The sequence below is a fragment of the Paenibacillus hexagrammi genome, assembly GCF_021513275.1.
GTDB lineage: Bacteria > Bacillota > Bacilli > Paenibacillales > NBRC-103111 > Paenibacillus_E > Paenibacillus_E hexagrammi.
Genome location: NZ_CP090978.1, coordinates 3,238,157 through 3,249,532 on the forward strand (window position 1 = coordinate 3,238,157; position 11,376 = coordinate 3,249,532).

The 11,376-nt window shown below is 43.5% G+C and carries 11 protein-coding genes and 4 pseudogenes; 1 reads left to right on the forward strand and 14 read right to left on the reverse strand.

Translation table 11 applies throughout. The features are described from left to right. Positions 1-4: 4 nt before the first annotated feature. A complete protein-coding gene (locus L0M14_RS14525; RefSeq protein WP_235122719.1) occupies positions 5-343 on the reverse strand; it encodes a nucleotide pyrophosphohydrolase in 339 nt (112 codons plus the stop codon). A gap of 120 nt (positions 344-463) precedes the next feature. Between L0M14_RS14525 and L0M14_RS14530 the strand changes: the two genes are divergently transcribed. After that, a complete protein-coding gene (locus L0M14_RS14530) occupies positions 464-1,333 on the forward strand; it encodes a YitT family protein (RefSeq protein WP_235122720.1) in 870 nt (289 codons plus the stop codon). Positions 1,334-1,585: 252 nt separating this feature from the next. On the opposite strand, the gene L0M14_RS14535 is transcribed toward L0M14_RS14530, so the two are convergent. The 13 genes and pseudogenes from L0M14_RS14535 to L0M14_RS14590 form a co-directional block, all read right to left on the reverse strand. Then, positions 1,586-2,467 carry a sporulation protein YpjB gene (locus L0M14_RS14535; RefSeq protein ID WP_235122721.1) on the reverse strand — a complete coding sequence of 294 codons (882 nt, stop codon included), beginning with the start codon at positions 2,465-2,467 and terminating at the stop codon, positions 1,586-1,588. Between the two features lie 68 nt (positions 2,468-2,535). Further along, entirely contained in the window at positions 2,536-3,189 is a 654-nt protein-coding gene (locus tag L0M14_RS14540) for a DUF1405 domain-containing protein (RefSeq protein WP_235122722.1), read from the reverse strand. Between the two features lie 89 nt (positions 3,190-3,278). Continuing rightward, positions 3,279-4,170 (reverse strand): annotated as a pseudogene (locus tag L0M14_RS14545) (c-type cytochrome). A gap of 21 nt (positions 4,171-4,191) precedes the next feature. Further along, positions 4,192-4,862, reverse strand: a pseudogene (gene qcrB / locus L0M14_RS14550) (menaquinol-cytochrome c reductase cytochrome b subunit). Between the two features lie 17 nt (positions 4,863-4,879). After that, positions 4,880-5,311 (reverse strand): QcrA and Rieske domain-containing protein, encoded by a 432-nt coding sequence (locus tag L0M14_RS14555; protein WP_311198882.1) that lies wholly within the window; start codon positions 5,309-5,311, stop codon positions 4,880-4,882. Positions 5,312-5,707: 396 nt separating this feature from the next. Beyond that, on the reverse strand, positions 5,708-6,139 hold the full coding sequence (locus tag L0M14_RS14560; RefSeq protein ID WP_235122724.1) for a DUF2487 family protein: 432 nt from the start codon (positions 6,137-6,139) through the stop codon (positions 5,708-5,710). Between the two features lie 71 nt (positions 6,140-6,210). Continuing rightward, on the reverse strand, positions 6,211-7,239 hold the full coding sequence (locus tag L0M14_RS14565; RefSeq protein ID WP_235122725.1) for an LCP family protein: 1,029 nt from the start codon (positions 7,237-7,239) through the stop codon (positions 6,211-6,213). A 197-nt stretch (positions 7,240-7,436) separates the two neighbouring features. Then, positions 7,437-7,616 (reverse strand): IDEAL domain-containing protein, encoded by a 180-nt coding sequence (locus L0M14_RS14570; RefSeq protein WP_235122726.1) that lies wholly within the window; start codon positions 7,614-7,616, stop codon positions 7,437-7,439. Between the two features lie 209 nt (positions 7,617-7,825). Continuing rightward, on the reverse strand, positions 7,826-7,993 hold the full coding sequence (locus L0M14_RS31545; protein ID WP_311198883.1) for a hypothetical protein: 168 nt from the start codon (positions 7,991-7,993) through the stop codon (positions 7,826-7,828). 119 nt (positions 7,994-8,112) lie between these two features. Further along, the gene (locus tag L0M14_RS14575; protein WP_311198884.1) at positions 8,113-8,979 is read right to left on the reverse strand and encodes a hypothetical protein; all 867 of its coding nucleotides are present in this window, start codon (positions 8,977-8,979) and stop codon (positions 8,113-8,115) included. A 183-nt stretch (positions 8,980-9,162) separates the two neighbouring features. Next, positions 9,163-9,737: pseudogene (locus L0M14_RS14580) on the reverse strand (histidine phosphatase family protein). A 264-nt stretch (positions 9,738-10,001) separates the two neighbouring features. Next, positions 10,002-10,631, reverse strand: coding sequence for an anti-sigma factor family protein (locus L0M14_RS14585; RefSeq protein ID WP_235122727.1), 630 nt, complete (start codon positions 10,629-10,631; stop codon positions 10,002-10,004). Next, positions 10,628-11,222: pseudogene (locus tag L0M14_RS14590) on the reverse strand (RNA polymerase sigma factor). Before L0M14_RS14590 ends, L0M14_RS14585 begins: the two are co-directional and overlap by 4 nt. Between the last annotated feature and the right edge of the window lie 154 nt (positions 11,223-11,376).

An 11,376-nucleotide genomic window follows, 5' to 3' on the forward strand; every position in this document is an offset into this window, starting at 1 on the left:
AAGGTTATGTGTTTTCGGTGTTAATTTTCGTCCATCTGTTGGCGTCTCGTGTATTGAATTTATGCATGATTTTATCATGAGCTTCCGTTAAATCAATGCCAAGAGAGTTGGCAAAACATATCGTAATGAACAGAATGTCTCCCAGCTCAAGCTCAATTGAATTGGCAGCTTCAGTGGCCTTCTTAGGCTTTTCACCAAATTGATGATTAACTTCGCGAGCCAGTTCGCCCACTTCTTCCGACATTCTCGCAAGCATAGCGAGCGGACTGAAATAGCCTTCTTTAAACTGGGAAATATAAGTATCAACCTCCTGTTGGAGGTCTTTAAGTGTTCTTTCTGACATGCTCACCCTTCTTTCCTTGAATACAAACGAGGATATCATTACCATGTTAAACTAAAGACGAAAAGTTGACAAATTTTTTTCGTTTTTTTGCTCATACCCTGCTTATTGGAGGATACTTTCATGCTAACGAATTATTTGCCCCATCGCCTCACGCAATTCGTTGCCATCATGCTTGGCACTGCAATCTATGCATTTGGTCTGCATTATTTTGTAATTTCCAACGAATTAATGGAGGGCGGAGTGACAGGAATCTCATTGCTTCTGAATTACGTGCTTCATATCCCTCCTTCTGTATCTACTCTAATCATCAATATACCTTTGTTTTACTTGGGATGGAAAATATTTGGGAGAAGCTCGATGATCTATACGATTTTCGGAGTTATCTCTCTTTCAGTGTTTCTATGGGTTATGGAATCGCTAATCCGTAATGGTTGGATCGTCCCTTTTACTACGGTTCAGGATTATTTTCTGGCCACCTTATATGCAGGACTTACACTTGGAACAGGATTAGGTCTAGTATTTCGATACGGAGGTACGACTGGCGGCTCCGATATTGTCGCTCGAATCGGTCATAAAAAGCGGGGATGGAGTGTCGGGCAAGTGATCTTAATCATCGATGTAATCGTAATCGGATCCTCCTTGTTGTACTTGCCCAAGGAAAAGGTGCTGTATTCACTGGTTGCTGTCTTCGTCACCTCAAAGATGATTGATTATATCTCTGAGGGTGCTTATGCCGCCAAAGCGTTCACGATTATAAGCGAACACACAGAATTCCTTGCTTCGACAATTACCAAAGAACTGGACAGAGGGGTTACCCTTTTTCCGGCCCGCGGTGCTTACTCTGGCAAAAATAAGGAAGTCATTTACTGTGTTGTCTACCGTCATGAAACCCGCAAGCTTAGAGACATTATTAAAGCCATTGATCCTAGTGCATTTATTATCATTGGCGATGTACATGATGTTCTTGGCGAAGGCTTTAAAACACCCTAGTAACCCCCACTTACATAACTGAATACTTGGCTTCAAGATATTTCTTGTATGTTACGAGAAGCCTCAAAAGAATAAATGATGCAAGGATAAACGACTTCACTGATCCCATTAGGACAGTCGCGTTTATAAAGGTTGATGCGAAGCAAAGTATACAACTTATACTGTCTAAGCAAATAAAAAAATCCCAATACCCGCACAAAGGCGGTAATGGGATTTCAATGACCTGGTGTCTCTACACTTACTTGTTTTCTCTTACATGGGTTCTCTTTCCTTGCTATGCTTCACCGAAACGACATGGCGGCCCGATTGGAACATCCGCCATCCGGAGTATGACAATACACTTACAATAATGAGACCTATTCCAAGCGACCACAGGATCGGCTGATTCGGATCCGTAATCGGTACATAAGCGGCTGTCTCTGCTTTCTTCATGAAAAGCTCATCAATCGTTCTGTTCAATTGTTCAATGCCAGCTTCCACCCTCTTCGCATCCATGGGGGAGCTGTTCAAATTATTATGGACAAACGTCATCAACGAATCCAGCTTCTCTACATCCGAGGGTTCCCTGCTGATCAGCATGGAAGGACGGACAACAGAGATGTGTTGAGACAACTTATTGAAGCTGGCAATTGCTTCATTGCTTTGATTCGCTTTCACCTGTTGCTCTAGATTGGTCACATCATTTTTTAAAACTTTATAATACTGGAGCCACATCGGTTGATTCTTATGCGTAAGCGCATCCGTGGCTAGTCTTAGTTTGGCTACGGCAACTTGTCCTTCATTCTGGGAGTAACTAACCGCATTATATACACGTTTGGCCTGTGTGATGGTCTCCGTCAGTGCATTCAGCCCTTCTACAGATGTTACTCCCTCAAAACGCATCTTAGGGATTTGATCCGAAATCTGCATAAGCCTGGTGCGCGCCTCCACCACTTGGCCTTCCATGGTTTTTTTGTACATATCTTCCGCTGCTTCATTTAATAAATCCATTTTCTTCGCCTGCTCAGGATCCGTTTGTACAGATGCATGTCCTTTGTCTTGGCCGATCACGCTGCTGCAAGCCGATATCCCGCATGCCATGATGATAATTAGCAGAAAAGCGGTTACCCGTTTTATTCCTGAATCAACAAACATGGGACATTCCCTCCTTCACCATCATCTTATGGAGGATTGTCCCAAATTAGACCAAGTACCGTAAGGTCCTATCTATTTTTTCTACGCACTAAAAAGACTGCTGCAATTACGATTCCAATTATGCTAAGGCAAATTGTAAAGAGCTGAATTTGGCCCAAATTATCCCAAAGCTCTCTAGGTAATCTTGGAAACACTCCACGCTCATAATCCATAAAATCATTAGAAAATGTCCAAATGGCAACCAGTATAATTGCTGCCAGCCGATGGGTGTACCATCTCGCAAATAATAACGCTTCCACTGCCATAGCTAAGTGCGATGCGGTCAGCATCCATCCTTCTCCACCAACCGGAACTCCCTGCCAAGCCCCCATCCAGATCATTGTTACCGCCCATATCCCATATTTGAATGAGGTAATAAGAGCAAAAGCGTCAATAAACCCTCGAATGGCCTGAGAGAGTTTGGATGGCTTCCACTCTGGATTATGCTCAGCTAACAAGTAAATGAGCGATAAAGTGAAAAATAAGCTAGCCGTTGGACTATCAGGGACAAACAAAACGTACCAAATTGGACTTTCGGCAATCGTATCCACCATCTGATTCCAATACCAAATGTATCCGTAAATCGTACCTAATAAATTACAGATTAACAGCAGCCATAGAAAACCTCTGGAACGTAAAAAAGATTGACTCCAAAAATAAGATATAGAGAATCCTTCCTGCAAACGAGCTCCTCCTTTTATGTGATGAAACGATGAACCGCATCCTTATTTGGTAAAAAAACCTGACCGCAATTGTCGGTCAGGTTCTGTTCTTACTCAGCTTTCTTTTGGCGGGACAACCAGTCTGCAAGCTTATCGATATCGGCATCAGTAAGACCTTTATCAATATTTGCTTGATATTGTGTGCCCATGTTGCCTTTACCATTCTTAATAATACCTAAAATTTCATCCTTGGAGTGCTTGTCTCCAACTCCAAGCAGTGCAGGAACACCGGATGCCGGCATACCTTTAAGACCAGCTTGGTGACAAGAAATACATGTAGCTTTTTTGTAGATTTCAGCCGCAGGATCATCAGCCGCAACAAGCGCCGCTGCTTTCGCAGGGGTCTTAGCTGCTCCGCCTCCAGATGCACCTTTATTAGCTTGTAGCTCTTCTTCGCGCTTGATGTGCTCAGGAATGATGTTTTTTCTCCTTCAACTCTTCTTGGTAATGTGCCCAAGATGTGTAAGTCAGATAAGAACATGCAACCAAAGATAAGATCATCAAGGAAGAAGCAATCGGTCTTTTGTAGAAACGACGTTCTTTGCCTGTATCCAGGAATGGAGCAAGAAGCAATCCTCCAAACAGAAGACCAGGAACAACCACTGCTCCGAGTACGACGAATTGATTTGAAGTATACGGATATTTCAATAATTGGTACATGAACAAGAAGTACCAGTCAGGCATAGGAATAAATTGTGTATTCTTCGGATCAGCCGGATAACCAAGAGGTGCCGGATCCGACATAACGAGCACTAGCATCCCAACCAGAACTACTACCCCTACCATCCATTCTTTCAGCAAAAAGTTAGGAATAAAAGCTTCTGATTTCCCCGGATACGCTGAATAATCCCTAGGAATCAAACGCTGCTCCGGTGATTTTTTAACTACGCGGGAATCCCCAACGTAAACAACTTTTTCGTCAGACTTATGACCATGCGCCACGCTAGTAGGCCCTCCTTTCAATTATAGCGGTCCGGAAATACCTTGTTTGCGAATCATAAAGAAGTGTCCGGCAAGCAAAGCGAGCAGAACGCCAGGCAGGAAGAACACGTGAATTGCAAAGAAACGAGTCAAAGTTTCAGCTCCAACGATCTGTCCACCTTGAAGCAATGTCTGTATGTATTGACCGATGAACGGTACAGACGCGGCAATCTTGATACCTACTTGAGTTGCAAAGTAAGCTTTGTTATCCCAAGGAAGCAGGTATCCTGTAAAACCAAGTCCTAACATTACGAAGAAAATAAGCATCCCAACAACCCAATTCATTTCACGAGGAGCTTTATAAGAACCTGTGAAGAACACGCGCAAGGTATGTAAGAACATCATGACGATTACAAGACTGGCACCCCAGTGATGCATCCCCTTACAATTACACCAAATGCAACCTTATGCTGCAAATAGTCTACCGACGCATATGCGTTGATAATATCAGGCGTGTAATACATCGTTAGAAACATACCTGACAAAATTTGAATCACTGTAATGAAAAACGTCAAACCGCCGAAGCAGTATACGAATGCGGAAAAGTGATGAGCAGGGTTAACGTGTTCAGGAACCTCGTGGTCTGCAACATCCCTCCACATCGGCGTAATATCAAGACGTTCGTCAATCCAGTTGTATACATTTTTAAACATCTGATCGTGACGCCTCCTTATACTCTTGTGTTGGCATGCAGTTGTCCCACGTAAACGAATCCGTTCTCTACTTTTACCGAGTACTCGTCTAATGGCTTAGGCGCTACCGCAAGGTTTTTGCCGTCTTGCGTATAGTGAGCGCCGTGGCAAGGACAGAAATACTGATTCTTGTAAGCAGGATTGTCGTTCCAGTTAACTGTACATCCAAGGTGTTTACAAGTTGGGTTCAAAGCAAACAGCTTGCCGCTGCTGTCTTTAGAAATCCAAGCTACTAGCTCTGCATCACTCTCATACCAGCCATCAATTTGATGGATTTGGAATGTGAACGATTGCGGTTCATTCGTAACCTTGCTTTCTTCGACAACTTTAATCCAGTCTGATGCTTTCTTTGGTTGAAGCACAGGATCAACAGCAAACCTCAGCATTGGTACGAAAATACCGGCTGCCATGAATCCTCCAGCACCACCTAGGGTGTAAGAAAGAAATTGTCGACGGGACATTTCGCGCTTTGTTTCCCGGTTTCTTTCCATGCTGTTCTTCATTGTGATTGTTGTGGTCACTCATTCTCAGGTCTACCCTCCTACATTGGCCGGCGTCCGCGGGTGCGGACGCACAGAAACCTCTATCACGTGTCGTTCGACATTACACTACATAACTAGGACATTACTAATAATAGCCTACGACCCTTAGGGCGTCAAGAATGCCCGGCTTGTTTTCAATGACGTAATTCTCGGGCTTTGGACAAATTTTAACGAAATTGTCACAACTTCTGTCCACCTCAAAAACCGTTTACTCTCCTTATCCTTTGCAATTTTATTTCCATTGATACGCGGATACGGATAAATTTAGTTGGCCCCATACCATAAGTGCTGGACTTGTTTTGAAATATCAGATTTGCATGCGGCAGCATGGCTTGTCCATTCATTCATATTTACTGTAATGAATAAATCAGGCTCTTGGGGCACTTCACTAAATGCCTCGTGTTGAGCCGTTAGGACAATTACAAACCGAAAACCCGCTTCCTTCAATTGAAGAGTCAGAGCGTTTATTTGTCCGGTCGCATCTACACCTGTTACATAATGAAGCGCCGGGTAAGTCACTACTCTCCCTTTGAATGGAAGCTCTATCGTTTCAAGCGCATCTCTCAAGTCCTCCAGCGCCTTGGTTGCCTCCCACGGTTTTTCCGTTCCGTTTAGACCTGTAAGCGGCAATAAGCAAGTATCCAAATAAGGCTCCAATTCGGACCATTGCTCTTGCTCTACCTCACTGAATTTCATGGAATCCCCTCCATATATATTCTGCAGAAGAAGAGCTTGCTATGTATGCCATCCAAGCTCTATTTGCTACTTTAATCTGTCCTTATGAAACTGTCAATTGCTACCGTATTGTGACCTTTAAGCTCATTCAGGGCTTGATTCAGGTCTGTAGGCGGGATAACCAGATAGGGACTGTGCCATTCTCCATCCAAATGAATAAAATGAATCGTTTCAGGCTTTACCTCTTGATAAGAGGCTGCCAGCGCCTTCAGCTCATCGACTGGCATGTCGGTTTTCACATTTTTCCCAATGATCTCAAGCAGCTTACTCCAAGCCGTTACTCCTCTGAAGGAGGTTAGTTTATCGAGAATTTGATCAAGCACAGCCTGCTCTCGCTCATTACGAGCTACGTCCGAGGATTCTTTGGTACCCTGATTAGATTTTCGGTAACGGATGAAATCAAGCGTTTGACTACCGCTCAGCAGCTGCTCACCCTTCCTTAAATCAATATGAGTTCCATCACTCGTGTCGGTATATTTCATATCCATGTCTACATTGACCTGTAAGCCCCCCAGCTCATCGACAAGCTGCTTGAAGCCCTCAAAATTTATAATTGCCATATAGTCGATCGGAACCTGATAGATGCGGCTGTACATAAGCTTGGTCTGCTGCAAAGCGGTCTTCTTGTTTTTATTATAATTGTAAGCATAAAAATAATTCGCTTTGTGAGATTCAGCTAGACCTGACTGCTCAGGTGTCACTTCCAAATCTCTTGGAATCGAGACAATTGTTGCTTTCTTCGTAGTCTTATTCAGGCTAAAGAGCATCATCACGTCCGTATTGAGCGAGCCTTCGCTCCCTGCTCTCTCATCAACTGCGGTCAGAAGGAACGTTAGCGGCTTATCGACCGATTCAATCTGCTGATCCTGATTATACGTCGTCATAGTCACGGTTTGATTGCGCTCGGAAGGCTCTGAAGGAACAGAGATTTGTTCTAAAGTCGTATTGACTTTCGCGTACATATATGCCGCATAAGTTCCGCCTGAAGCGATCAGGATGCCAATTAGTAATACGGGAACTATCAACAGCTTGCTTGTTCGTTTTCTTTTCCTTACTTTCATTCTCATGTCTACTCCTCGCAGTAAAATCAACATAGGTATTGACGAATGAAAGCCTGATTTGGTTCTGAAATTCGATGAAAATTCCACATTTTTTTCGGAAATCGCTTTCGAATAGCAAAAAAAGACACATGATTTTTTCATCACATGTCTTTGAGGTACCGAAATTTGACGATAATGCGTCAATAACCAAACACGTTCTAACCCAGCGATTGTAGTGTTTTCAGCTCAGAAGTTAGGGCCAGGAACGTTTCTTGATCGCCTTTGGCTAAAGCACAGTCTATCTCCTTATAGAGATTTTCTTCTTTATATTTGCGAATGGCGTCGTCCCAAACCATTTCAGCGAAAAGTGCCAAAAGCGCGTCATTAGATACATTCATTTTTTCCCATAGGACCTACCTCCACTTTGTGTCCGCGGTTTGTCAGGAACATTCATGGCAAGAGCGTCTCCTGTTGATTTCTCACATTCTATGGATTCAAATGTGAATGCCCCTACTAAAGCATATTCAGTTAGCCCTGCTGCGTTTCCTGCAAACGCCCTCTTCGCACATGAATGTGTCTTTACCTACCGCATCATCACCTTACTTTTTTATAACGAAGCACGGATGGATCCGTTTGGATCCAGAATTAACTCAACTTTATCATGCTCGGCAACAAACGTTCCTTGAATCAAGCTGCTACCCAATTTGGTCACTTGAACAACCGTCCCCAGATTCTCATCATCTCCGACCCGAACTACTCCCAAATGCATCAGCATCTGAAGAATTCTTTGTTCAAAGACGGATTCGGAGTTATCATAATAAAAAGGTTTGATCAGGTTTGTTAAAACTTTACCCAGTGAATCCGAAGTCACCCATTGGCTGGCAAGTCGGTCGATCAATTCGCAATGACATGTACATTCGGGATCGGATTTTTATACAGACGAAGCCAAAAACGATAGACATGAGATATATTTTCCTTCCTGTTCTCCTCTACCCGTGCTCTACCTTCTTGAGTTAGTACAAGCCCTTGATGATTCTCAGCGATCAGATGGTGATAATAGCAATAGTCGTATATAAGTGAGAATCGGTTTGGGTATTCTTTGAACATTCTCCCGTAACCAAAGCGCCAGACCCCTTTTTGTACCATGTCCTCCTGAACGGACAGTCTTTCATAAATTTGCTGCTGCTGACGTTTATACATGGTACCGTCCGCTGTAAGAGGAATTTCCTGCTGCAGGGAGATATACTTGAGAAAATGAAATATATCGTCAACAATCAGCATCTGCTCGTCCCGGTAGACATTCGGTTCCCCGCTGTACGCCATATCTTGCTTAAATTGATTCATCAGCACATCACGAAATTTTTTCTTCAGATCATGTGGTACATGATACAAATATTTCGTTTGCTGGGAATATCCATTGAAAAGCCATCCACGCTGTTTGAATTTGATAATCATATCACGCGGATTCCAACCCTCATCTGCTTCTTTCGAAAAGCGGGATTGCTGAACTCTGGCCGTTAATTCTTCTAAACTGAACGCATTCCTGGAATCAAATAATAACGAATTCAGAAACCGTACATCCTCGATCCTGAGGCTTTCCACATGCTTTTCAAAAATCTCTTTTCGGAGCGCTGTGCTTAGGATCGATTGAATCAGTTCATTCTTCGAATGTCCGTTACACTCGCATTCATAAGTAGTCGCTATTCTGCTTAGATCATGGATGTCGGCATAGCTGAGCATATCTGCTAGGTTCATTTCCATGTTATCCCCCAGTGCTAGATACCTTGTCCTTCAAGGTTTCTAGTAACCATTATGGGATTATTTTCCGAAAATATTCGGATTGACCACAAAAAAACGCCGCTCATGGTTAGAGCGACGCCAGTTTCCTAATAAAGTATTATTCGTCCTAAATCTAATAGAGTTACAGGTAAGGAAAGAAGTTTCTCATAATGCAGCTAAATGTGCTTGGCAGTTATAGAGCTCAAGCTCCCATTTGTCATTCGAACGCTTGAGTACTGTCAACGACGTATTATTTAAAAACTCCTCTCGCTCCATCTGAAGTCCGCGAAGTACTTGTACAATAAATCCACCGTGAGAAATAATGAGAAGTCTGCCCTGTGGGTGCTGTTGAGTCAATTCACTGATTAATTGCTCCCATCTAGCCCATACTTGCTCATCGCTTTCTCCACCTAAATCCGCTGCTTCCAGTTCTCTCCCCAACGAGCATGTCGCTCGGCCAGCGTAGTACCTTCAGCTAGCCCAAAGCTCCTCTCGCGAAGCCTTACATCTGTATGAAGAAACGGAATACCCGAGATCTCAGAGACTATACTTGCTGTTTCACTCGCACGTTTCAAGTCGCTGCTGATCATACCTGACCAATTCTCATCAGCAAGCCTTCTACCCAGCATTCGAGCCTGCAATCTGCCTTCCTCTGTTAATTCCGTATCCAATTGACCCTGAAGCTTCCCTAATCGATTCCACTCGGTACTCCCATGTCGGATTAGTCCAATTGTCGTCATGATACATCCTCCCTGCAAATAGAAACTGCTCCTTACGGAGCAGTCAGTTTGTTGATAAAATAGGTGTCATTACGAGCTTCAGTAGCTTTTCTCAGATCGCTGTTAACAATTCGTTATCTCTTTGAACTAAAGGCCTTATAAGGTGATAACAAACTGTCAAAGGCGACCGCTACGCTTCACCGAAACCTACTGAGCTCTTCATACTAGCTTATCTTTAATCGATGTTGACTGGTCCACCGGGGAGCACTTTGTTCTTCACAATACTTACGCTTTCGTACGTGAAAGCCAATTCATGATTAACATGGTACTGATCAGCCCTAAGATTGACACTACTAATAAATAATGCGGGTACGAATGGATCGGTCCTACATGAAAGCTTAGCGGCTCCATGAAGCTGTTGTTTAAGCTGGCAACGGCAGTCACCATCTGACGCCCGTTCATCGACTCGGAGGAGTCGCTTTTCAAGGCTTGAGGTGCTTGCAAATCGTATAGAGAATTGTCGGCTTTGGCCATAGAGGACTCAGGCGATTCTCCATAAACAACCGCAAATAAAAAGCTAAACATGAATAAAGCTAAACAAAACGCAATGACCGCAGTGAGGTTTCTTCTGAGCTTATACGAGATCGCATACATACGATCGGGTACTGGAATCCGCCATGATTCATCCTGATAGATCCGGTTCATCACATGATTCGAAACCGTGGCTTCGTACTCGGGAAGCTCTTTATCCAACGAAGCGCTCCGTATGAGAATCGTGCTCTCTTCCCAGATTTGATATTCCTCCGCGCAATCCGGACAACCAGCAATATGCTGATCTACCGCTGCGCGTCTCAGGTCATCATTCGGCAAATCCCAATAGACACCAAATAACTCCTGAATGTCACTACACTTCATCGTTGCTTCATCCCTTCGTACTCTTCAAATATTGATTCGCTGAAATAGGGCTCCAGCTGAAGCTTGACAGAAGCTCTAGCCCGAAACAATAACGATTTCACTGAGCTTACCGTCTGGCCAAGTATATTTGCAATTTCTTGATAATCAAGCTGATCATATTCTCGTAAGATTAAAGCCGATCTTTGCTTCTCCGGTAAACTGTTAATTGCTTCTCTAACCATAATAACCTTCTCATTACGCAGCATGGTCTGTTCCGGCAATGAATCAAAGGATGCAATAGGCGTATGCCCGCTTTGCTCCAAAGACACCTGAATACTCTTATTCTTACGCAGCTCACTCAGTACGGTATTGCGAGCAATTGTGTACAGCCACGTAGAAAAAAGAGGCTTCTACCTCTCGAAATGAATGTAAGCTCCGATATGCTTTGTAAAATGTCTCATTACACAAATCTTCAGCGATTGCCTCCATTTGTGTGCTTTTGAGCATATGGTAGATGAATGCAAGGATTTTACGCTCATAACGACGCATTAACTCATTATAGAGCTGAACGTTGCCATCCTTGATTTCTCGTATCAACTGGGAATCGGTCATTACGCGGCGATCCTCCTCGCGATTCCTGATAAATTCCCAGCCGGCTATACAATGTTGTACTTCGGCGGGAATGAAAAGTTGCGTGAATCGCAACAATTTATAAGCATCAAATAAGGCGGTTTATTATCATTCTTGATCGAACGCAAAATTCCTG

Bases quoted from the DNA above. Each gene is read 5' to 3' on its own strand.
- L0M14_RS14525 (WP_235122719.1), bottom strand. From the start codon at position 343: ATGTCAGAAAGAACACTTAAAGACCTCCAACAGGAGGTTGATACTTAT.
- L0M14_RS14530 (WP_235122720.1), top strand. From the start codon at position 464: ATGCTAACGAATTATTTGCCCCATCGCCTCACGCAATTCGTTGCCATC.
- L0M14_RS14535 (WP_235122721.1), bottom strand. From the start codon at position 2,467: ATGTTTGTTGATTCAGGAATAAAACGGGTAACCGCTTTTCTGCTAATT.
- L0M14_RS14555 (WP_311198882.1), bottom strand. From the start codon at position 5,311: ATGGCAGCCGGTATTTTCGTACCAATGCTGAGGTTTGCTGTTGATCCT.
- L0M14_RS14560 (WP_235122724.1), bottom strand. From the start codon at position 6,139: ATGAAATTCAGTGAGGTAGAGCAAGAGCAATGGTCCGAATTGGAGCCT.
- L0M14_RS14565 (WP_235122725.1), bottom strand. From the start codon at position 7,239: ATGAAAGTAAGGAAAAGAAAACGAACAAGCAAGCTGTTGATAGTTCCC.
- L0M14_RS14570 (WP_235122726.1), bottom strand. From the start codon at position 7,616: ATGAATGTATCTAATGACGCGCTTTTGGCACTTTTCGCTGAAATGGTT.
- L0M14_RS31545 (WP_311198883.1), bottom strand. From the start codon at position 7,993: ATGCTGATGCATTTGGGAGTAGTTCGGGTCGGAGATGATGAGAATCTG.
- L0M14_RS14575 (WP_311198884.1), bottom strand. From the start codon at position 8,979: ATGGAAATGAACCTAGCAGATATGCTCAGCTATGCCGACATCCATGAT.
- L0M14_RS14585 (WP_235122727.1), bottom strand. From the start codon at position 10,631: ATGAAGTGTAGTGACATTCAGGAGTTATTTGGTGTCTATTGGGATTTG.